Below are 21345 nucleotides of genomic sequence, written 5' to 3'. Positions count from 1 at the left end.
TCAAGCTTTCAGTCGTGCGGCGATCAGGTCCGGTGTCATGACTTTCGTGATCGGCCCGACGGCTGCCAGTGTCGGCGTGCTGCGCAAAGCTGCCTGACCGACGGCGCGCACGTCATCGAGTGTTATTGCGTCGATTTTTTCGACGATTTCCTCATGCGTCAAGACCCTGTCGAAAGCGATCAACTGCCGCGCGATCTGTTCGACGCGGGCCGAGGGCGATTCGAGTGCGGCGAGGAGAGATACTTTCATCTGCGCCTTGGCGCGGCGGATTTCGATTTCCGTCAGGCCGGAAGCCGCTTCCAGAAGGCAATCGAGCGCCACGGGCATGAGCTCGGTGACGTCGCGGGCGCCGGTCGCGGCATAGAAGCCGAACAGGCCGGTATCAGCATAACCCCAATGGAAGGCCGAGATCGAATAGGCGAGGCCGCGTTTTTCGCGTACTTCCTGAAACAGGCGTGAGGACATGCCGCCGCCCGTGGCATTGGCGAAGATTTGCATCGCGTAGAACGCGTCCTGGCGATAGTCGAGGCCCTCGAAACCGACAACGATATGCGCCTGTTCGAGCTTGCGCTTGAGGCGGATTTCTCCCCCTTGATAACGGGCTGGTGCGACATTTTCCGCAGGATGGACCGGCAATGTCTCGAAACGGCGCGCAGTTTCGTCGACGATACGCTGATGATCGACGGCACCGGCCGCCCCGACGACCATGGCACCGCTGCGGTAATGTGTCGAAAGATAATGACCGATCATATCCGGCCCGAAACTTCTCACATGCGCCGGCGTACCGAGGATGGGGCGGCCGAGCGGCTGATCGGGGAAAGCGCAGGCGTTGAAGAGATCGAAGACGAGATCGTCCGGCGTATCCTCCACCGCGCCAATCTCCTGAAGAATGACATCTTTCTCGCGTTCGAGTTCGGTCCTGTCGAACAGGCTGTCGGTCAGAATATCGGCGAGAATATCAAGGGCCAGCGGAGCATCCTGTGCCAACACATGGGCATAATAGGCGGTTTGCTCTGTCGAGGTCGCAGCGTTGAGATCACCGCCTACCGTCTCGATAGTCTCGGCGATCTCGCGGGCGCTTCTCCGGCGGGTTCCCTTAAAGGCCATATGTTCGAGAAGATGCGACAGACCATGCTCCTCCGGGCGTTCGTTCCGGGAACCGACACCGACCCAGGTTCCGAGCGAGGCCGTGGCGAGATGCGGCATGGCATCGGTGACGATGCGCAGCCCGGAGGGAAGGGTGGTGATTTCAACGCTCATGGCGAATCCTTCAGGGAGGTTTTACGGCGTCAAATCTGAAGCGAGAGCCGCCCAGAACACCTTTCTGGAACGGCTTTTCGGCGGGGCCGAACGGCCAGATCGCATGTCAGGAAGCACGAAACGTGACGATAAAGAGCGTGCGTCGGCGCTGGCCTTGAAAGCCGTGTAGACTACGAGATGTCGTGATCCGGGTCACAAGGAACAAGTCCGCACCGGCTCTAAAGAGGGCTCGCAGGATCAAGGCGAGCCGATAACGGGTTTGCCTCAGTGGATTTTCGCTCTCGCATATTTGCGCAGGAACTCTTCGATGACGCCCTGATCGTTGGGGAGCAAGGTGAGACGTTCCGGCTTTTCGAGGATCTCGGCGAGATGGGGTGGCAATGGTGGACGCACACCCGTCGCTTTTTCCATCGCATCAGGAAATTTGGCTGGATGGGCAGTGCCGAGCACGACCATCGGGCTCTCGCCGCTCGTGATGTTCAGATGGCGGCGCGCCGCCGCGACGCCGACGGCGGAATGCGGATCGATGAGCACTTCCGCTTCGCGATAGACGCGGGCGATTTCCTCCGTCGTTTCCTGCTCGTTGACGGCTTCGGCGGCAAATTCGGCGCGGATCGTCTCGAGCGGCCCGGGGTCGATGGAAAAGCCGCGTGATTGGGAAAGCTGCGCCATCAACCGGCGCAGCGCCTGAGAATCGCGGCCATAAGCTTCGAACAGCAGACGCTCGAAATTGGATGAGACCTGAATATCCATGGACGGCGATTGGGTAGGTTCGACGCCGCGGACTTCATAACGGCCGTCCCTTAGCGCGCGCGCCAGAATATCATTGGTGTTGGTGGCGATCAGCAGACGATCTATCGGCAGGCCCATGCGCTTGGCGATCCAGCCCGCGAGAATATCGCCGAAATTGCCGGTCGGAACCGCATAGGAAATCGTCCGGTGGGGCGCGCCGAGCGTCACGGCGCTGGTGAAATAATAAACCGCCTGAGCCACCACACGGGCCCAGTTGATCGAATTGACACCGGAAAGATTGAGTTCGCCCCGCAGAGTCTGGTTCTGGAACAGGCCCTTGATGATCGCCTGAGCGTCGTCGAATGTGCCCTCGATGGCGATGGCGTGAATATTGGCGTCGGCGACGGTCGTCATCTGCCGCCGCTGCACATCCGAAACACGCCCATGCGGATAAAGGATGAAGACATCCACCTGGGCGAGACCGCGAAATGCCTCGATGGCGGCCGCCCCCGTATCGCCCGAGGTCGCGCCGACGATGGTTGCCCGGCGCCCGTGCATCTTCAGGACATGATCCATCAGCCGCCCGAGCAATTGCATGGCGACATCCTTGAAGGCGAGCGTGGCGCCATGGAACAATTCGAGAAAGTAGAGATTGCTGTCGAGCTGTGAGAGCGGTGTCACGGCCGGATGCCGGAACCCGGCATAGGCATCGTCGATCATCTCCCGCAGGAGTCCCGCCGGCAGATCATCGCCGACGAAGGGGGTGATGACGCTGGCCGCGACTTCAGCATAAGGCCTGCCAGCGAAAGCGCGGATCGTTTCGGGAGCGAGGCGCGGATAATGATCGGGCAGATAGAGACCGCCGTCCGACGCAAGGCCCGTCAGCAGGGCTTGGGTGAAGGTAAGCGCGGGCGCTTCGCCACGTGTGGAAATATAGGTGATCATCGGACCTCGAACCCGTCTCCTGTCCGGCGAAACGGTCTGGGAAAGAAAGCCGTTCTTTTAGACCATGACATTCGGCTTCGCACCTGTTTCTCCCATGCTCCTGGGCAGGAAAGAGATTAGCGATGAACCGTAACGCTAAATTCTCTGTCCCGCTTCAGTTTTGCTTTTGCGTTCCTTCCAGGCATAGGCGTAGAGGACGAGTACCATCCCAATGGCGAGCCCGAACCAGGTCAGCGCATAGGAAAGATGATTGTTGGGGAAATGTATTTCCGTCGTGCCTGGATGTGGCCAAGGAGCTTTTGCAGCCGCCTCTGGGGGCAGCGGATCAAGATCAATGGTGAAGGGTGCGGCCTCGGTGAGGTGCATGGAGGCCGCGATCTCCTCGGGATCGCGGGTAAAGAATTCCCCTTTTTCAGGTTGGTCCTGGGGGGTGAAGGGATTGCGGGGCTCGGGCGGCCGCATCAGGCCCGTCAGGGTCGTGGGTGTGGGTGATACTTGCTCGGGCAAGAGAGCGTCATTCCTCGCCGCAACCGGCACAAATCCACGATTGACGATGACGATTCCACCGCTCTCAAGTGCGAAAGGGGTCATGACCAGATAGCCGGGCCCCATACCCGCCGCGACCGTATTGGCGGAACCGCGAAAGACCAGCCGATCGCGGCCCGGAAGGAAGGAACCTGCCAGGCGGACGTGCCGGTAATCATAAGCGTCGGGGATGAGCTTTGGCCATTGATCCTGCGTTGCGAGCGCCTGTGGTGGTGCTTTCGCCCTTTCCGCGATTTTGGCGATCAGGTCTTCCTTCCAGGCCAGACGCTGCAGTTGCCAGACGCCGAGGCCGATCATGATCAGAAAGGCGGCACCGCTGAGGAACGCTGCGATGATCAGGCGACGGGACAAGCGCATGTCAACCAGCGATCCGGCCGGGCTCGGCCTTGTGCTTGTATTGCATGGCGACGAGCAAAGCTTTCAAGGGGCGCAGCAGACCGCCACAGATCAGGATGGTCAATGGGAAAAATAAGAGGATGTGAACCCAGAACGGTGGCTCGTAGGTCAGTTCCATCCATAAGGCGAGACCCAGAACAATGAAACCGCCGATCAACGACACGAAAACCGCAGGACCATCACCGGCATTGAGGGGGGTGTAATCGAGGCCGCACTGGCTGCAACTTGGTGCGAGTTCGAGGAAGCCATGGAATAATTTGCCCTTGCCGCAGCGCGGACAGGTTCCCTTGATCGCTGTGAGAAAAGGGGAGATGGAAGAATAGGTGGTCCCGGGAGCGTTCATGCGCTCATGCCTTTCCTTATTCGTGTGGCGTGGCGGGCTTTTGGCGACAGGATTGTCGAGCGCTTTGGCTGAAGCCGGAAACGAAACGTCTCTTCGCGCGCTCTGGTCGTATGGCGTTTCCCAGAGGATGGTCCACTGTGGGCTCCGGTCCATCACCATCAAACTGATTCGCACGCCGCTCGGGTATTTTCCATAGAAAAGGGCGGCCGTGGCCGCCCTTGATGAGAAAGAAAGAACGTCTTTAAAGAGTTCAACCCGTGACTTCGACGGCCGCGCCCCACGAACCCCAGATATAGATGGCGGCAAAGAGGAACAACCAAACCACGTCGACGAAGTGCCAGTACCAGGCCGCGAATTCGAAGCCGAGGTGATGGGTGGGGGTGAACTGGCCAATCTGCACGCGGATCAGGCACACCAGAAGGAAGAGCGTGCCGATGATGACGTGAAAACCGTGGAAGCCCGTCGCCATGAAGAAGGTCGATCCGAAGATTGAGCCTTTGAAGGCGAAGGGGGCGTGAATATATTCGTATCCCTGCACGAAGCTGAAGATCACGCCAAGAACGATGGTCAGCAACAGGGCTTTCTTGACCGTGGCACGATCATTTTCCAGAAGCGCATGATGCGCCCAGGTGACGGTGGTGCCCGAGGTCAGGAGGATCATCGTGTTGAGAAGCGGCAGCTTCCAGGGATTGATGGCCTCCATACCCTTCGGGGGCCAGACGCCGCCAAGAAATTCCGTCCGGGCATATTCGATCGGAAAATTCGGAAACAGGCTGGTGTTGAAGAAGGCCCAGAACCAGGCGACGAAGAACATCACTTCGGAGGCGATGAACAGGATCATGCCGTAACGGTGGCTGATCTGGACGACACGTGTATGGTAGCCGCCGTGTTCAGCTTCCTTGATGATATCGACCCACCAGGAGGCGGCGGTGTAGAGAACACCGATAAGGCCGGCAAAGAAGACGTAGACACCGGCTTTGGATCCGCCGATGGTCATGCCTTTCATCCACAGGACGCCGCCGACAGCCATAATGAAGGCCGCGATGGACGCTGCCAGGGGCCATGGACTGGGATCGACGAGATGATAATCGTGATTCGGTTTCGCATGCGCGTCCGACATGAGAGTCTACCTTCTTTATGGCTGCGCGAGCCTTGCTCCAGTCGTTCTTCCGCCCGATAGGGTTGGAAAGGGATAATGATCTGTTCCAGACACCGGATCCACCGGGCCCATCATCGCAGGATGACCTTTGGCCTGGAAAGATCCCGATTTTGCACCAGAATGGTCATGCGAGGAACCGGAAGAGCGCAGCAGCGGATCTGTAGCGCGAGACGCGAAGCGAGCAATCTTTGCCGACCGATCCGCTTTCCCCTGCTTCTCCGGCTTTGCCTTGTTTGACCGCAATGGTCAAGGCGATCAATTCGGTTATTGGTCAGACAGCGTTGATGCGGCGCATGCCTCCCTGAAAAGCTGTTTCACAATGGTTTGTCGCTGCCCTCGCTATGGTCGCTTGATGCGGTCACCGGCGCAGGATTTTTCGAGATGAAAAACGTGTAGGACAATGTGATCTGATCGACGTTCTTCATCGATTCATCCTGTTCGAGAGCCGGATCGAGGAAGAAAACGACAGGCATGTCGGCGCTTTCATGCGGGCCGAGCGTTTGCTCGGTGAAGCAGAAGCAAGAGATCTTGTCGAAATAGCCGCCGCTATTTTCTGGCGTCACATTATAGAGCGCCTGGGCGGCGATCGGCCGGTCGGCGTGATTGGTGACTTTGTAAAAAACCGTCGCCACCTTGCCGGTTCGTAAGCGGATTTGCGGCGTTTCCGGTTCAAAGCTCCAGGGAAGGCCTTTGGCGACATTGGCGTTGAACCGCACAATGATATCGCGTTGTCCCTCGGTGGCTGGAGCGATTTTGGCGACCTGTGTCGTACCGCCGTAACCCGTTGCGGAGCAGAACATCCGGTACAAAGGAACAGCCGCAAAGGAAAGGCCGAGCATGCTGAAGATGGCGCCACTGATGAGGACGGCGCTGACAGTCATGCGCCGCCTGGACTTTCGTGCCTCCTGTTCAGTGGCCGGAGAAGCGTTCATTTCCACACTTTTCCCCTTCGTGCTTCACCTCTCAGGTTTCTGGAGCGGTGAGAGGTGTTCCTGAGCACTTGATCGTGGTTCCTCTCCGGAATGCCTCATGCGAGGTGTACTCACGAAGAATGATGTCGTTACCTTTTGTCAAAATGGCTTGTCGATGACCCCAGGCCCAAGCTTGGCGATGGTGACCACATAAAACAGCAGGACGAAAAAGGCGATCGCCACCCCGATTGCGACGTTGCGTTGCCGCCGGGCTTTTTCCTGTTCCGGTGTGAGGGTGATCCCCTCGGGTTCTTTATCTTTCGTCATCAGTCAACTCCTGCGCCGTCAGCCAATCACTTGAGCAACGAAGCTGGCGACGATCGGGATCAATCGTTCAATGACGATCTCGGCAAACAGCAGGAAAAGATAAAGGATGGAAAATCCGAACAGCGCCTTGGCATGGCGATCCGCTTGCGGGCCGGTCCGCACGGCAAAGACGCGTGCGGCGAAGAAGAGCATCGTACCCCCGAGCGTGATCGAAATGATGCCATAGGCGAGAGAGGTGAAGCCGAACAGCCAGGGCAGCACGCCGACCGGCACCAGCACCAGCGTGTAGAGAAGGATTTCAAGACGCGTGTGGTCGGAGCCTCTCACATTGGGCATCATCGGAATGCCCGCCTGCCGATAATCCTCGGAACGCACGAGGGCGAGCGCCCAGAAATGCGGCGGCGTCCAGATGAAGATGATGGCGAAGAGGATGAAACTCGACAGGCTGAACTGACCCGTTGCCGCGACATAGCCGACCATGGGTGGAAACGCCCCAGCGGCCCCGCCGATGACGATGTTCTGAGGGGTCGAGCGCTTCAGCCACATCGTATAGATGACGACATAAAAAAAGATGGTGAAGGCAAGAAAGGCCGCTGCCAGCCAATTGGCGACCACGCCAAGAGTGAAAACCGAGAGAAGGGTGAGCGTGAGGCCGAAGGCCTGAGCTTCCTGCGGCAGGACGCGGCCGAGAGGAATCGGCCGTTTGGCGGTTCGCTTCATGACCGCGTCTATGTCAGCATCATACCACATATTGAGAGCCCCGGAGGCGCCGGCGCCCACGGCAATGGCGAGCAGGCTGGCGAAACCGACGATCGGGTTCACGGGGACAGGGGCCAGCAACATTCCCGCCAGCGCCGTAAAAATCACCAGGGACATAACCCGGGGTTTCAACAGGGAAAAATAATCCGAGGGACTGGCGCTCGATATGGCGGCGGAAGGTACTTGGCTGAGGAAAGTCATGTAAATGTGCCGGGTTAGGCCGAAGCCGTGAATTCTACCGCAGCGGATACCTCTCGCGAGATCCGTGCTGCGGGCGCAAAGACAGCGGCCATCATTCCGAAGTCTGGTGATTCGCAACATATGAGAGCCGGATGGTAGGGACCGAAACGGTCCCAAACGGCTTGATTATGTCCAATCTCCCGGCGGGGAGCCGGGAGACAGTCGCGATCAGACCGGTCTTCTCTGATGATGGTTCTGAAACCGCTAGAGATTCGTTCCCCCCATCTTTTATTTTCCATTGTTTTTGTCGGTGACGAGATCGCTGGGTGGAAATTGGACGAGCCTCGTAAGAACGGGGCTGTCGTAACGGCCATCCCAACATCATGGATAAAATTCGACGCTTCGTTCGCAAACACTCTCATTGTTCGAGTGGAGCGTTGCCGGATAGACCCGCAACGCTCTAAGCGCCGAATTTTGTCCACGAAGGGAGAATCGCGACGAGCCGTGGCTCGCCGCGAAAAACGTTAGTGGCTGTCCGAGCCGACGATACGCGGAAGCGTGTCGAACTGATGGAACGGAGGCGGCGAGCTGAGAGTCCATTCGAGCGTTGTGGCGCCCGGACCCCATGGATTGGCGCCGGCCAGCCGCTTCTGCGCGAAGGCCTGGAAGACGATATAAAGGAAGAAGATGACGCTGAGCCCGGAAATGTAGGAACCGATGGAGGAGACCGAATTCCAGAGCATATAGGCGTTCGGATAGTCGATATAGCGTCGCGGCATGCCGGCAAGGCCGAGGAAATGCTGCGGGAAGAAGGTCAGGTTCACGCCGATGAAGAACATCCAGAAGTGAATCTTCGCAAGGCGCTCATTGTAGAGGTAACCCGACATTTTCGGGAACCAATAGTAGAAGCCGGCGAAAATGCCGAACACGGCGCCGAGCGACAGGGTGTAGTGGAAGTGCGCGACGACGTAATAGGTCTCGTGCAGGGCGCGGTCGGCAGCAGCATTGGCGAGAACGACGCCAGTGACGCCACCAACGGTAAACACGAAGATGAAGCCGATCGCCCAGTACATCGGCGCCCGGAAGGTGATGGAGCCACCCCACATCGTGGCGATCCAGGAAAAGATCTTAACGCCGGTCGGCACCGCGATCACCATCGTGGCGAAGACGAAATAGCGTTGTGTATCGAGCGACATGCCGACCGTGTACATGTGGTGAGCCCACACGACGAAGCCGACGATGCCGATGGCGACCATGGCATAGGCCATGCCGAGATAGCCGAAGACCGGTTTCTTGGCGAAGGTCGAAACGATGTGGCTGATGATGCCGAAGGCCGGCAGGATCATGATGTAGACTTCGGGATGACCGAAGAACCAGAACAGATGCTGGAACAGAAGAGGATCACCGCCGCCGGACGGGTCGAAGAAAGTCGTTCCGAAGTTGCGGTCAGTCAGCAGCATGGTGAGTGCGCCGGCGAGAACCGGGAGCGAGAGAACCAGCAAAAACGCTGCAGTGAGCATGCCCCAGGCGAACAAAGGCATTTTATGCATCGTCATGCCGGGCGCGCGCATGTTGAAGATCGTGGTGATCAGATTGATCGAGCCGACGAGGGACGAAATACCGGCGATATGCAGGCCGAGGATGAGGAAATCCATAGCCGGACCCGGATGGCCCGTATTGGCGGATAGCGGCGGATACATGACCCAGCCGCCGCCGAAGCCCAGCATGCCGGGTGCGCCTTCCATGAACAGCGAGATCACGGCGAGGCCGAGAGAAGCGGGCAGTAGCCAGAAGGAAATATTGTTGAGGCGCGGGAACGCCATATCCGGCGCGCCGATCATCAGCGGAATGAAATAATTACCGAAACCGCCGATCAGCGCCGGCATGACCATGAAGAAGATCATGATCAGGCCGTGAATGGTGATCGTGACGTTATAAAGATTCTTCGCGGCGTCAATGGCGGTTTCAGGAGCAGCGCCGTCGACGATCTGGGCGAGATGAGTGAAAATCTGGATGCCGGGATATTGCAGTTCCATACGCATCAGAATCGACAGGAACGCGCCGAAGACGCCCGCGATGACCGCGAAGACGAGGTAAAGTATACCAATATCTTTGTGGTTGGTTGAAAACAGATATCGTTTCAACCCGGTGGGATGTGCTGGATGGGCTGAGGCTGTCGCCATCAGGAAGTCTCCTCGAAACGGATGTTTGCGGTCCGATTAGGGCAAGTGGCGGAACCTTGACCTATCAAAACCGCCGCTTGGTTTTTCGTCGTTGTCGTCGGATGGCGGGGAGAAGCCGGGATGCGTGCCGCCCTCCCTACACCTGGAATTCACACCTGGAATTCAATGTGCCTGTGCGAGATGGATCGGCTGGGAATCAGCGGAAGCGAATTTCTTCTTCGCCGAGGCGAGCCAGTCAGCATATTTTTCTTCGCTCACGACGCGGAAGGCAATCGGCATATAAGCGTGATCCTTGCCGCAAAGCTTGGAGCATTGACCGTAATAGATGCCTTCGCGCTCGGCCTTGAACCAGGTTTCGTTGGTACGGCCGGGGACGGCGTCGATACGGATGCCGAAGGAGGGAATCGTGAAGGAGTGAATCACATCGTCCGCGGTCACCAGGACATGGACGACTTTGCCAACCGGTACCACCGCCTCATTGTCGACGGAAAGCAGGCGCACATCGCCGGGCTTCAGATCGGCTTCCTGGATCAGGGTTGAATCAAATTCGAAGCCACCGCCCTGGTCGGCCGGATAATTATAGCTCCAGTACCACTGCTTTCCGGTGACCTTGACGGTCAGATCGGAAGGCGGAACCACCAATTGGTGCGTGAGCAGCCGGAACGAGGGAATTGCGATCACAACCAGAACCAGGACCGGGAAGATGGTCCAGGCGACTTCGAGGCCGGTATGATGAGTCGTCTGGGACGGAACCGTATTGGCCTTGTCATTGAAGCGGAAGATCACATAGGCCAGAAGCCCGAGGACCAGCAGGCAGATCGCGGTGATGATCGGCAGCAGCACCCAGTTGTGGAAAACGTGAATTTCCTCGGCAATCGGCGTTGCGGCTGCCTGCATGGAGATCTCGCCAGGATAGGCGAGGCCATCGGCATGAGCCAGTCCGGCAGAAATCGTTGTGGAAAGGAGCAAACCCAATCCGATTGCGCTGCGCACCAATCGAGAGGGTCGCGCGGCTGGTGGAACAAAGTTCATGTATACCCTCGCTCCGCTGCACGGCAGTGCGCCGTGTTGACTCATAAGCGGCTTCTCCGGCGCGCCATGCGCCGGACCTTCCAGCCTGGATGGATGGAACCTATTTGGGTTCAAAACACAAACGCGTTTCAAGCGCAATTCATATGTTGCGGCTTAAAAGCGCAAGACCAAGAGTTGCTGATTTTAGCCGATGCGCGATATGTCTTTCGGCCGCAAGTTGGTGAATGCGTGGGCCGGGTATCGACTGGGAATCTGCGCCGGAATTCGTGACCGACCCTTGTGCTTGACAGGGTGAGGTGATTTGCTAGTGCTCTCCAAGCTGGTCCCCCGGCGATACGCTGGGCCTCACGCACTAAGCAAACTTTCCAAAGTTGGCTTATACTTAAAAAAATCTAGGAAGCATTGATTTTGCTTTTTGAAGTAAAATCAATTGCGGTGCTGGCTGCGCACGCCTGCTTAGGCGGAATCGATTTGGAAAATCGAACACCGCAAGGCGGTTGCTTCTGGGGCGCCCTCTTCCAAAGTGATCTTCCTCAAACGCCAAGGACGTGTCGAAGTGTTTCTGGCGCGGTATGGAGCATGATCGACGCGGGAGGATGCGAACTCCCTCGGCGTTATGGCTAAAGGCTTTGGCGCAGAGGTATTCTAGAATAGACATTGGATATTGACTAAAGGCGGATGGCTGGAGCAAGCATGGCGGAATGGATCGACGAGCGTATAGGTCGAGAAGGAATCGCCCGGCCGGTTTGGCCTCTCAATCAATGGTTTTGTGCCCCGCGCCTGCGGGAATCGGGCTTTGTGAATCAATCCGTGGCTCCTGCAGTTGCCCCCCGTGGTGATTCGCGTTCTTTTACGGCGCGTATGCTCGGATTGGGGCTGCTTTTTCTGGTGGGTTTATGTTCTCTGCTGGCCGTGTCCGGCGCGCCGGCGACGGCGCAGGGCATCGTCAAGGCCAAGCATGGCGACTGGGAATTGCGGTGTGAAACGCCGCCGGGCGCACAGAGCGAACAATGCGCGTTGCTGCAAAGCGTCGCCGCGGAAGACAAGCCCAACATTAATCTCGTCGTGATCGTTTTGAAGACGGCCGATGGCAAGAGCCGATTGTTGCGAGTCATTGCTCCACTTGGCGTTTTGCTGCCTTCCGGCCTAGGCCTCAAGATCGACGCGACCGACGTCGGGCGTGCCGGTTTTGTGCGGTGTCTGCCGACCGGTTGCGTCGCTGAGGTCGTGATGGATGAAAAGCTCATCGAGCAGATGAAGAACGGCAAGAATGCCACTTTCATCATCTTCCAGACCCCCGAGGAGGGAATCGGCATTCCTCTGGCGCTCAACGGGTTCAAGGAAGGATTTGCACGCCTGCCATAGAGTTATTTCGGACCTTTCCGGAACGGCTCCTGCCAAGGCCGGTCGTGCGCATGGGGAGAGTCGCGGGCTTGCGCCACAGCTTGTCCGGAAGCATTTCCTTTTGCCGAGAGTAAGGATAAAACCGTGCGACCTCAGCGGAAGGACGGGTGTCTTGCGCGCTTCTCCACTAGTCCGTTCTTTTCGTTTCGGTTTCTCCTAATGCCTTCACGCAGCCGAAGCAGGTTCTGCTCCGGCTCCGATCATCCTTTCGGGAGCCTTGGTGCATGCGGCAAGCCGTAAGCAGAATCGGTGCTTTTCAATTTGCCTTCCGTGCACGCTCGAGGACAGGGTCCCGCCCTGACGATAAACGCGTTGCGGCTGTTTCCGATGGTGCGTCTGCGCGCCAAAAGATCCTGCGGGACAAGTCGCTCTCCAGGACTCGGAATCTTGCACGGGGCGTCGTCTGCTTGGCTCTCGCCGCTACTCTGGCCGCGTGTGGCGGCAAGGGGCCGGCCAGCAGTTTTGACAGTCCGTCAGTGCAGGATGTTGGCTCGGAGTCGCAGAACAGTTTCACGCCCAAACTCGCAAGTCTCCTCGGATTGAAGAGTGCCTCCTTCGACGAGCACGGCAATCTCCGGCAAAATGTCGTACCCATCGCCTGCCCGGAAATCGTTCTCCTTGAAGGCGATGCCGCCAAGCGCGTCTACGCGGGCGGCGAAGCGAACAATGATCTGCGCTACCAGATTTCGATCGACGATGCGGCGCGGGAATGTGGTCGCAATGGCGACAAGCTGGAGATCAAGGTCGGTATGCGCGGCAAGGTCTTGCTGGGACCGAAGGGAAACCCTGGAACATTCAATGTGCAAGGCCGGGTGGCGATCTTCGACGAGGGTGAGAAGCAAGAGATCTTTAGCAAGACTTATCATGCCACGGTCACGATCCCTCCGGGCAGGACGGAGGGAAGCTACACGCTGATCTCGGATGTCTTGCAGATGCCTTTCCATACCGAACAGGCTGATCAGGATTATGCGGTCAAGATCGGCGTGAGCGACGGCAGCGCTAAAAAGGAACGGTGATCGCGGGACGCGTGCCATGCTGCTGGACGTTATCCAGATTGCGTCGACGACCGACAGTCAGCGCCGCGAACCGGCTCGCTTCCCGATCCGTTCCCGTTGGTGATATCCTTCTGATTCGCATTTATTTTTCCGCATGAAGCCGGGGCGTGGCTTCGCCTTGCGTCTTATCGCCGCGCTTGCTTCGCGGCTTGGCCTTATGCTTGAAAGCTATTGAAATAATATCGGTTTTTATTTTCGCGGCGGCGTAAAAACGGCGGCCTTGGTGGCAGCGACCAGCGAGGCCGATTGACAAGTGACAGCTCCTCGACCAAATTCCCGCACGTCAGATCACCAATCCTAGCGGAAGAGTCCGTTTCATTGGAAACGGCGCCGAAGGCGCAACCGCCCCGGAAACGCTCAGGCCCACGGACCGCTAGGGGATGACACTCTGGAAAGCGATCTCCGCTTAGGGGATCCACCGACGGGGGTAACTTTACGCCTTGTGGCGTGGAGGAAATCTCTCAGGTCACCGGACAGAGGGGGCAGGCGTTCTCTTGACGCATGATGCCGGAATAGCATCTGCGATGAGGCCGCCCTCCTATTGTTTCCTGTCCGGATAGTGCACGCATGTCGCTCGAAGAGTCCAAAACCGCAGGCTCCGCTCCGGCGTTGCTGCATACGCCGCTTTATGCGCTTCATGTCGCGCGCGGCGCACGCATGGTTCCCTTTGCCGGCTATGCCATGCCGGTTCAATATCCCACAGGTATATTGGAAGAACATCTTCAGACCCGCTCCAAGGCCGGTCTGTTCGATGTTTCACACATGGGGCAGGCCTTGTTGGAAGGTCCACAGGCTGCCGCGCGTCTTGAAACGCTCGTTCCGGGCGATCTGACCTCGCTCGTGCCGGGTCGTATGCGCTATACGCAATTGCTCGATGCGCAAGGCTGTATCCTCGACGATTTGATGGTCACGCGCCTCGAAAATGATTCGAACGGCGAGCGACTTTTTCTCGTCGTCAATGCCGCAACCAAGGCACAGGATTTCGCGCATATAAGCGCGTCGCTACCCGATCTTCGGCTGACGCCGCTGGAAGATCGGGCTCTTCTGGCCTTGCAAGGTCCTGCCGCCTCGGCCTGCCTCGCGCAGCATTTTCCCGCCGTTGCCACCATGCCGTTCATGAGCCTGATCGAGATCGAGCAGGAAGGGATGGTCTGGCGCATCTCGCGCTCCGGCTATACCGGCGAAGACGGTTTCGAGATTGCCGTGCCGGCAGATTCGGCGCAATCCTTTGCCGAACGCCTGTTGGCGGATGAGACAGTGCTTCCGATCGGCCTCGGTGCGCGCGATTCGCTCCGGCTCGAAGCCGGGCTCTGCCTTTACGGCCATGATATCGACACGACAACAACGCCGATCGAGGCGGGACTGCTCTGGTCGATTTCCAAAAGGCGCCGCGAGTCGGGCGGCTTTCCCGGTGCGGCGCGCATCCAGTGCGAAATCGCTGAGGGACCCGCGCGCCGCCGTATCGGCCTGCGCATCGAAGGCAAGGTCCCTGCACGTGAAGGCGCCGTGATCGAGACGCCGGAGGGCGTGTCTGTTGGCTTTGTCACCTCGGGCGGATTCGCACCGAGCCTGCAGGCACCGATCGCCATGGGCTATGTGGCGAGCGCCCATGCCGCCAATGGCACTGTCCTGCAGGCCGTTGTCCGTGGGAAGAAATTGGCCGCGACCGTCACCGCCATGCCTTTCGTTCCCAATCATTATTACAGGGGCTCCTGATGTCGACCACCCGTTATACCAAGGATCATGAATATATCCGTGTCGAAGGCGACACCGGCACGGTTGGGATTACCGACTACGCCCAGTCGCAATTGGGTGATGTCGTTTTCGTCGAACTTCCGGCCATCGGCAAGGTGCTTGCCAAGGGGGCCGAGGCGGCCGTCGTCGAAAGCGTGAAGGCGGCGAGCGAAATCTATGCGCCGGTTGCCGGAGAGGTTGTCGCAATCAATGACGTTTTGGGAGAAGAGCCCGGCAAAGTGAATGAGGACGCCACCGGCGACGGCTGGTTTCTCCGGATCAAGATCAGCGATCCTGCCGAACTCGATACCTTGATGGACGAAGCCGCCTATCAGGATTTTCTCAAGACGCTTTAGCCGTCTCCTTCCTTCATTTTACCGCGCACTCATGGCCGAGCGCGCCGATTGATCGCCCGAGAGGACAGCCGATGCGTTATCTGCCCCTGACCGCGGAAGACCGGACCGAAATGCTGGCGCGCGTCGGCGTCAGTTCGATTGATGCCCTGTTCGACGATATTCCGGCAGCGCAGCGTCTGATCGATTTGCCAGATCTGCCCTTGCACAAGGGTGAGTTCGAAGTCGACCGTTGGCTTTCTCGCCTCGCGGGCAAGAATATTGCGGCCTCCTCCGCGCCCTTCTTCGTCGGCGCCGGCGCTTACAAACATCATGTGCCGGCAAGTGTGGATCATCTGATTCAGCGCTCGGAATTTATGACGAGTTACACGCCCTATCAGCCGGAAATCGCCCAGGGCACTTTGCAATATGTCTTCGAGTTTCAGACGCAGGTCGCGGCGCTGACCGGCATGGAGGTCGCTAACGCCTCCATGTATGACGGTTCGACGGCGACCGGCGAAGCCGTATTGATGGCGCAAAGGCTGACGAAGCGCGGCAAGGCGGTTCTCTCTGGCGGATTACATCCGCATTATGCGCAAGTCGTCACGTCGCAGGCCGCGCTGACCGGACATGAAGTCGTGTCCTTGCCGCCTGACATTGCGGCGAAGGAGGATATTGCGGCGGCGATCGATGCGCAAACCGCGTGCCTCGTCGTGCAGACGCCGGATGTCTTCGGCAATCTGCGCGATCTCGAGCCGCTCGCCGAGACCTGCCGCAAGCAGGGTGTTTTGCTCATCGCGGTTTTTACCGAGGCGGTGTCGCTCGGCCTTGTCAAGGCGCCTGGTGAGATGGGTGCCGATATTGTCGTCGGCGAAGGCCAGTCGATTGGTAATCCACTCACTTTCGGCGGACCCTACGTCGGTCTTTTCGCAACGCGCACGAAATATCTGCGTCAGATGCCGGGCCGCCTCTGCGGCGAGACGGTGGATGCCGACGGACGGCGCGGGTTCGTGCTGACACTGTCGACGCGCGAGCAGCATATCCGCCGTGATAAGGCGACCTCGAACATCTGCACCAATTCGGGTTTGTGCTGTCTCGCCTTCACCATTCACCTGACACTGCTCGGAGAGATGGGCTTGCGCCGGCTTGCCGCACTCAATCATGCGAATGCTGTCGATCTCGCCGATCGCCTTGCCGCCGTGCCGGGCATCGAAGTCCTCAATGAGACTTTCTTCAACGAATTCACCATTCGTGTTCCGGGCCGTGCTGCCGATCATGTTGAGCGGCTCGCGGCACAGGGAATTCTCGCCGGTGTACCGGTATCGCGCCTGTTACCGGGGCAGGGGCTCGACGATCTGCTGCTCGTCGCCAATACCGAAGTGAATAGCGATGAGGACCGTGCCGCTCTGGCTGAGGCGCTTACCAAATCCATTGCCTGAGCGGAGTGCGAGCGGATGCGAGAATGTGCATCCGCTCCATTCGAGAATGAGTGTGGGGTCGGGGTGGTGAGATCGCGAAACGGGGCGATCGATAATCATCCTCTCCATAAACGATTGCCGGAAAATTTTATCATTTTGCAGGACGGGGCCGAGGCCATGTTGGACCAGCCGAAGTTGGATCAGACGAAAATCGAGATCGACACGAGCAATATCGAAGGAACGATCGCGCCGGCTGATCATACGACCTTCACCGGCAATCGCGCGCTTGCCATTGAGGAAGGGTTGATCTTCGAACTTGGGCGCCCGGAAGTTTCCGGCGTCGATCTGCCGGATCCGAAACCGGTCGCAAACCGGCTTGGCACGCTGGAGCGCAAGGCGCCGATCGGTTTGCCTGGCCTCAGCGAGCCGGAGGTGCTGCGGCATTATGTGCGGCTGAGCCAGAAGAATTATGCGATCGACACAGGCATTTTCCCGCTCGGTTCCTGCACGATGAAGCATAATCCCCGGCTCAACGAGCGCATGGCGCGGCTGCCGGGGTTCGGCGATATTCATCCCTTGCAGCCGCAATCGACGGTCCAGGGTGCGCTGGAATTGATGCGCGAAATCAGCCATTGGCTCCTGACCCTGACCGGGATGCAGGCTGTCGCGCTTTCGCCACGAGCGGGTGCGCATGGCGAGGCCTGCGGGATGATGGCGATCAAACAGGCTCTGATCGCGCGAGGCGAGACAGAGCAGCGTACTGTCGTGCTGGTGCCTGATTCCGCTCATGGAACCAATCCGGCAACCGCCACGCTTGTCGGTTTCACGGTCCGCTCGGTGCCCGCGCGCGCCGACGGCATTGTCGACGTCGACGCCGTGCGTCAGGCGCTCGGGCCTGATGTCGCCGCGATTATGCTGACCAACCCCAATACCTGCGGCCTCTTCGAGAAGAATATCGTCGAGGTCGCTGAGGCCATGCATGAGGCGGGCGCCTATTTCTATTGTGATGGCGCCAATTTCAACGCGATCGTCGGGCGCGCGCGGCCGGGTGATCTTGGCGTCGACGCGATGCATATCAATCTGCACAAGACTTTCTCCACACCGCATGGCGGTGGCGGACCTGGCGCCGGCCCGGTCGTGCTCTCGAGCCGTCTTGCCCCGTATGCCCCACTGCCTTTGCTTGTAGAGGATGGATCTGGTCTGAAGCTGGTGGAGGATCCGGCCGAAGCGCCAGGCACTTTTGGCCGGCTAGGTGCTTTCCACGGCCAGATGGGCATGTTCGTGCGGGCGCTCACCTACATGCTGTCGCATGGGGCCGATGGATTGCACCAGGCTTCCGAGGATGCCGTGCTCAATGCCAATTACATTCGTGTCGGCCTTGCAGATTTGATGTCGCTGCCATTCGGCAACCGGCCTTGTATGCATGAAGCCTTGTTCGATGATGGCTGGTTGAAGAATACGGGCGTGACCGTGCTCGATTTTGCCAAGGCGATGATCGATGAAGGCTATCATCCGATGACGGTCTATTTCCCGCTCGTGGTTCATGGTGCCATGCTGATCGAGCCGACGGAATCGGAATCGAAAGCGACGCTCGATCTGTTCATTGCCGCTCTACGGGATTTGGCGATGGCGGCACGGCGAGGCGACAAGGAGCGCTTCCTCGGCGCACCGCATTTCGCCCCGCGCCGGCGGCTTGATGAAACCAGAGCGGCGCGAAGCCCCGTGCTGAAATGGACGAAACCGGCGCCTGTCGAAGGGTGAGGTTGTAATCGTCTTCCTGGCGATTTGACGATCGCTATCGCGCATACATTTTTGCTTATTGTCTGTTGAGCGTATTTACGAACTGAATATTCGTGAGTGCGCTAATACATCGACTTGATTGGAATCCTGGTCAGGCTTCATTGATTGCGATGCCTGTGATCAATGAAGTCCGTTCGCGCCGCAGCTCGTGGCGGGTACGCGATACGAATTCAATTCTCCTGCAGCAGGGCCGCGGCTTCTTCGGGATAGGCGATGGATCGCGCGCCAAGTGCTGTTAGCGTTTGTTTTTTCTTGTCGGTATGGAAATTGGAATCGGCGGTCACGAAGACATCCCGCTCCGCTTCGATATGGGTCCAGATCGCCTGTACATCCGCTTTGCACTGGCGCCAGGGGCAGGTGAAGGGCGGCGATTTTTCCGCAATCCCGTGTGCGAACCGAAAATCCCGCCAGAAGAACTGAACATTCGGGAACAGGATTGCATGAATTTCTCTCTCGAGATCTTCCTGTTCGGGTGTCGAGAGAATGCTCCAATCGGCGAGGGAAACGTCGAAATAGGTCATGGGCCGCAAAATTTCGATCCCGCCGAACGCCTTTTCGTCGAGATAAGCAGAAAATTGCGCGTGTTTGGTGATCTCGGGATGGTCCTGAACGCTGAGCGCGGCGATTGCCAGATGGGCTTTTCCGGTCGCCTGTGCCGCTAGGAGCTTGCGGAGGGCTTCCGCTTCGGGCGTTTCCGCATCGAGCATGGTGAGGCATGACGCGTGCAGCGTGAATGTTTTCATGACATTCCTTTGGTCTTGTCACCGAGGGGCTTGTCGGACCGCCACCGGCTGATGTGAGCTGGCGCATCAAGCACCTCTTTCTATCCTGTTCCAATGCTCTTTTGGCAATAGAGACAGGCTGTGACGGGAGGTGTGGCGGTGGCTGATACCAGACTTTCCTGTTATAGCTGCGCCTCGAACAGGAGGTGGAATCTGCCTGGCATTTGCAAGCGGCACCATCGATATCGGCCCTGATGAAAACACGATCCACCGGAAAAGATTGAATGCTCCACACGCTTCTGAGCCTGCTTGCCGCGAATGTCCTGTTCACACCCTTGTCGCGGCGTGCCGGTTTCGGCAATGTGCTTGGTTATCTCATCGGGGGCATTATCATCGGGCCCGCCGGGCTTCGCCTTGTAACCGATGTTGACGATATCCGCGAGATCGCGGAACTCGGCATTGTCATGCTCTTGTTTCTCATCGGTCTCGAGCTTCGCCCGCGCCGCCTGTGGATCATGCGCAAGACGGTTTTCGGTCTTGGCGTCGGACAATTGTTGCTGACCGGCGCCGTTCTGCTTCCACTCGTTCATCTCGCGGGCCCCGGATGGACCGGCGCTCTCGTTGTTGCGGCGGGGCTTGCTTTATCGTCCACGGCCATCGTTCTGCCGCTTCTCGCGGAGCGAGACTTGCTTGCGACCACCGCAGGGCGTGACGCCTTTTCGGTTCTGCTGTTTCAGGATCTCTCCTTCATTCCCATGGTCGCGCTGGTGCCTCTTGTGACCGGCGAAGGTTTGCCGCTGGATGATCCGTGGATACAGGTCGCCCGCGGCATTCTTGGCATTGTGGTCATTCTGCTCGGCGGCCGGTTTTTCATCCGTCCGGTCTTCCGGCTCATCGGGGCATCACGCACACCGGAAACATTCACCGCTTTGGCCCTTTTGATCGTCGTCGGCGCGGCGGCGATCGCTCTCGGCGCGGGGCTTTCGGCCTCTCTCGGCGCCTTTCTGGGTGGCGTCCTTTTATCGGATTCCGAGTTCCGGCATGAGTTGCAGGCGGATATCGAGCCTTTTGAAGGGTTGCTGCTCGGCTTTTTCTTCATCTCGGTAGGGATGTCGGCAAATCTTGATCTCCTGTTGACGGATCCCATCACCATTGGTCTTGGCCTTCTGGTGATGACCGTCGTCAAGATCGTCGTGGCTTTCGCGCTCGGCCGTCTGCGCGGAAGCGATATGCAGGCGAGTATCCGTTTCGCATTGTCCCTGTCGCAGGGCAGTGAATTCAGCTTCGTCCTCTTCGCCACCGCTGTCGGTGCGGGTGTTCTTTCGACGCCGCTTGCCAATCAGCTCACATTGATCATCGCCTTGTCGATGCTGACGACGCCCGTCCTGTTCTCGCTCTCGGAGCGCTCTCTCATTCCCCGGTTCGAGCCGGCCAGGAAGCCGGTCTACGACAAAGTCTTCGATGAAGAATCGTCGGTGATCATCTGCGGGTTCGGGCGTGTCGGGCAGATCGTCGGCCGTATTCTCGCGATGAAGAACATCCCCTTCACGGCGTTGGAAAAGGACGAGGAGCAGGTCGAATTTGTCAGGCGCTATGGGACCAAGGTCTTTTATGGCGATCCGGGCCGGCTCGATGTTCTTCGGGCAGCCGGTGCGGAGAGGGCGAAGCTGCTGGTCGTCGCGCTCGCGGATATGGAAGAAACGCTGAAGGTCGTCGATATGGCGAGGGAGGCATTTCCCAATCTCAAAATCCTCGCCAGAGCCCGCAATCGCCGTCACCATCATCTGCTGATGGACCGCAACATCGATGGTATCGTGCGGGAGACCTATCATTCGAGCCTGGTCCTTTCCCGCATGGTGCTGAAAACTTTAGGGGTGGCGGCGAAGGAGGCGGAGCGGACCGTCGATTTCTTCCGCCAGCATGATGAAAAGGTCCTCGTCGAGACGCATGCCTTTTACGAAGACGAACGCCAGCTCATTCAAACCGCGCAGCAGACGCGAGATGAATTGATGGAGCTTTTCTCGCGCGATCTTGGCGCATCGGAAAAACAGCGCGACACAGGGAAAAATCCTGAAGGGGTGAGGGTCCCGAAACAGGCCGGTTAAAG

General features: G+C 58.5%; 19 protein-coding genes and 2 riboswitches. Of the genes, 7 read left to right on the top strand and 12 right to left on the bottom strand.

Annotated features, from left to right (window positions below):
* From DL88_RS11005 to coxB, 10 genes are all read right to left on the bottom strand, one after another.
* The gene (locus tag DL88_RS11005; protein WP_034995905.1) at positions 1-1260 is read right to left on the bottom strand and encodes a M16 family metallopeptidase; all 1260 of its coding nucleotides are present in this window, start codon (positions 1258-1260) and stop codon (positions 1-3) included.
* 264 nt (positions 1261-1524) lie between these two features.
* The gene (gene thrC, locus DL88_RS11000) at positions 1525-2934 is read right to left on the bottom strand and encodes a threonine synthase (protein ID WP_034996037.1); all 1410 of its coding nucleotides are present in this window, start codon (positions 2932-2934) and stop codon (positions 1525-1527) included.
* Positions 2935-3072: 138 nt separating this feature from the next.
* A complete protein-coding gene (locus DL88_RS10995; protein WP_034995903.1) occupies positions 3073-3840 on the bottom strand; it encodes an SURF1 family protein in 768 nt (255 codons plus the stop codon).
* 1 nt (position 3841) lies between these two features.
* The gene (locus tag DL88_RS10990; protein WP_034996036.1) at positions 3842-4222 is read right to left on the bottom strand and encodes a DUF983 domain-containing protein; all 381 of its coding nucleotides are present in this window, start codon (positions 4220-4222) and stop codon (positions 3842-3844) included.
* Positions 4223-4472: 250 nt separating this feature from the next.
* Positions 4473-5342, bottom strand: coding sequence for a cytochrome c oxidase subunit 3 (locus DL88_RS10985; RefSeq protein WP_034995901.1), 870 nt, complete (start codon positions 5340-5342; stop codon positions 4473-4475).
* Between the two features lie 353 nt (positions 5343-5695).
* A complete protein-coding gene (locus DL88_RS10980) occupies positions 5696-6313 on the bottom strand; it encodes a cytochrome c oxidase assembly protein (RefSeq protein WP_034995899.1) in 618 nt (205 codons plus the stop codon).
* Positions 6314-6451: 138 nt separating this feature from the next.
* Positions 6452-6619, bottom strand: coding sequence for a cytochrome c oxidase system small membrane protein (locus DL88_RS20550; RefSeq protein ID WP_169741564.1), 168 nt, complete (start codon positions 6617-6619; stop codon positions 6452-6454).
* Between the two features lie 18 nt (positions 6620-6637).
* Positions 6638-7579, bottom strand: a complete 942-nt coding sequence (locus DL88_RS10975) for a heme o synthase (RefSeq protein WP_034995898.1) — start codon at positions 7577-7579, stop codon at positions 6638-6640.
* A 503-nt stretch (positions 7580-8082) separates the two neighbouring features.
* On the bottom strand, positions 8083-9741 hold the full coding sequence (gene ctaD / locus DL88_RS10970) for a cytochrome c oxidase subunit I (protein WP_034995895.1): 1659 nt from the start codon (positions 9739-9741) through the stop codon (positions 8083-8085).
* A 162-nt stretch (positions 9742-9903) separates the two neighbouring features.
* The gene (gene coxB, locus DL88_RS10965) at positions 9904-10773 is read right to left on the bottom strand and encodes a cytochrome c oxidase subunit II (RefSeq protein ID WP_034995894.1); all 870 of its coding nucleotides are present in this window, start codon (positions 10771-10773) and stop codon (positions 9904-9906) included.
* A gap of 861 nt (positions 10774-11634) precedes the next feature.
* Between coxB and DL88_RS10960 the strand changes: the two genes are divergently transcribed.
* The gene (locus tag DL88_RS10960) at positions 11635-12138 is read left to right on the top strand and encodes an invasion associated locus B family protein (protein WP_034996034.1); all 504 of its coding nucleotides are present in this window, start codon (positions 11635-11637) and stop codon (positions 12136-12138) included.
* Positions 12139-12584: 446 nt separating this feature from the next.
* Complete coding sequence (locus DL88_RS10955) at positions 12585-13193, top strand: hypothetical protein (RefSeq protein WP_156971051.1); 609 nt, start codon at positions 12585-12587, stop codon at positions 13191-13193.
* A 121-nt stretch (positions 13194-13314) separates the two neighbouring features.
* On the opposite strand, the gene DL88_RS20320 is transcribed toward DL88_RS10955, so the two are convergent.
* Positions 13315-13485 (bottom strand): hypothetical protein, encoded by a 171-nt coding sequence (locus DL88_RS20320; RefSeq protein WP_156971050.1) that lies wholly within the window; start codon positions 13483-13485, stop codon positions 13315-13317.
* 38 nt (positions 13486-13523) lie between these two features.
* A riboswitch (glycine riboswitch) is annotated at positions 13524-13615 on the top strand.
* A riboswitch (glycine riboswitch) is annotated at positions 13616-13719 on the top strand. It begins immediately after the preceding riboswitch.
* Positions 13720-13799: 80 nt separating this feature from the next.
* Here DL88_RS20320 and gcvT point away from each other — a divergent pair.
* The 4 genes from gcvT (at position 13800) to gcvPB (ending at position 18477) form a co-directional block, all read left to right on the top strand.
* Positions 13800-14948, top strand: a complete 1149-nt coding sequence (gene gcvT, locus DL88_RS10950; protein WP_034995892.1) for a glycine cleavage system aminomethyltransferase GcvT — start codon at positions 13800-13802, stop codon at positions 14946-14948.
* Positions 14948-15322: a glycine cleavage system protein GcvH gene (gene gcvH / locus DL88_RS10945; protein ID WP_034995890.1), complete on the top strand. Its 375-nt coding sequence runs from the start codon at positions 14948-14950 to the stop codon at positions 15320-15322. The genes gcvT and gcvH overlap by 1 nt, the downstream gene beginning before the upstream one ends.
* A 71-nt stretch (positions 15323-15393) precedes the next feature.
* Positions 15394-16737, top strand: a complete 1344-nt coding sequence (gcvPA, locus tag DL88_RS10940; RefSeq protein WP_034995889.1) for an aminomethyl-transferring glycine dehydrogenase subunit GcvPA — start codon at positions 15394-15396, stop codon at positions 16735-16737.
* A gap of 156 nt (positions 16738-16893) precedes the next feature.
* Positions 16894-18477, top strand: a complete 1584-nt coding sequence (gene gcvPB, locus DL88_RS10935; RefSeq protein WP_084705128.1) for an aminomethyl-transferring glycine dehydrogenase subunit GcvPB — start codon at positions 16894-16896, stop codon at positions 18475-18477.
* Between the two features lie 209 nt (positions 18478-18686).
* Here the strand turns inward: gcvPB and DL88_RS10930 are convergent, their stop codons facing one another.
* On the bottom strand, positions 18687-19259 hold the full coding sequence (locus DL88_RS10930; RefSeq protein WP_034995887.1) for a hypothetical protein: 573 nt from the start codon (positions 19257-19259) through the stop codon (positions 18687-18689).
* A gap of 263 nt (positions 19260-19522) precedes the next feature.
* Here DL88_RS10930 and DL88_RS10925 point away from each other — a divergent pair, with 263 nt between their 5' ends.
* Positions 19523-21343 (top strand): monovalent cation:proton antiporter-2 (CPA2) family protein, encoded by a 1821-nt coding sequence (locus DL88_RS10925; RefSeq protein ID WP_051955890.1) that lies wholly within the window; start codon positions 19523-19525, stop codon positions 21341-21343.
* The last annotated feature ends 2 nt before the right edge of the window (positions 21344-21345 follow it).

The organism is Beijerinckia mobilis, from assembly GCF_000745425.1.
GTDB classification, from domain to species: domain Bacteria; phylum Pseudomonadota; class Alphaproteobacteria; order Rhizobiales; family Beijerinckiaceae; genus Beijerinckia; species Beijerinckia mobilis.
This window is presented reverse-complemented; position numbering and strand designations above follow the sequence as displayed.

Bases quoted from the DNA above. Each gene is read 5' to 3' on its own strand.
- gcvPB (WP_084705128.1), top strand. From the start codon at position 16,894: ATGTTGGACCAGCCGAAGTTGGATCAGACGAAAATCGAGATCGACACG.
- DL88_RS10995 (WP_034995903.1), bottom strand. From the start codon at position 3,840: ATGCGCTTGTCCCGTCGCCTGATCATCGCAGCGTTCCTCAGCGGTGCC.
- DL88_RS10985 (WP_034995901.1), bottom strand. From the start codon at position 5,342: ATGTCGGACGCGCATGCGAAACCGAATCACGATTATCATCTCGTCGAT.
- DL88_RS10980 (WP_034995899.1), bottom strand. From the start codon at position 6,313: ATGAACGCTTCTCCGGCCACTGAACAGGAGGCACGAAAGTCCAGGCGG.
- DL88_RS10930 (WP_034995887.1), bottom strand. From the start codon at position 19,259: ATGAAAACATTCACGCTGCACGCGTCATGCCTCACCATGCTCGATGCG.
- gcvT (WP_034995892.1), top strand. From the start codon at position 13,800: ATGTCGCTCGAAGAGTCCAAAACCGCAGGCTCCGCTCCGGCGTTGCTG.
- gcvH (WP_034995890.1), top strand. From the start codon at position 14,948: ATGTCGACCACCCGTTATACCAAGGATCATGAATATATCCGTGTCGAA.
- coxB (WP_034995894.1), bottom strand. From the start codon at position 10,773: ATGAACTTTGTTCCACCAGCCGCGCGACCCTCTCGATTGGTGCGCAGC.
- DL88_RS10960 (WP_034996034.1), top strand. From the start codon at position 11,635: ATGCTCGGATTGGGGCTGCTTTTTCTGGTGGGTTTATGTTCTCTGCTG.
- ctaD (WP_034995895.1), bottom strand. From the start codon at position 9,741: ATGGCGACAGCCTCAGCCCATCCAGCACATCCCACCGGGTTGAAACGA.
- gcvPA (WP_034995889.1), top strand. From the start codon at position 15,394: ATGCGTTATCTGCCCCTGACCGCGGAAGACCGGACCGAAATGCTGGCG.
- DL88_RS10925 (WP_051955890.1), top strand. From the start codon at position 19,523: ATGCTCCACACGCTTCTGAGCCTGCTTGCCGCGAATGTCCTGTTCACA.
- DL88_RS11005 (WP_034995905.1), bottom strand. From the start codon at position 1,260: ATGAGCGTTGAAATCACCACCCTTCCCTCCGGGCTGCGCATCGTCACC.
- DL88_RS10975 (WP_034995898.1), bottom strand. From the start codon at position 7,579: ATGACTTTCCTCAGCCAAGTACCTTCCGCCGCCATATCGAGCGCCAGT.
- DL88_RS10990 (WP_034996036.1), bottom strand. From the start codon at position 4,222: ATGAACGCTCCCGGGACCACCTATTCTTCCATCTCCCCTTTTCTCACA.
- DL88_RS20550 (WP_169741564.1), bottom strand. From the start codon at position 6,619: ATGACGAAAGATAAAGAACCCGAGGGGATCACCCTCACACCGGAACAG.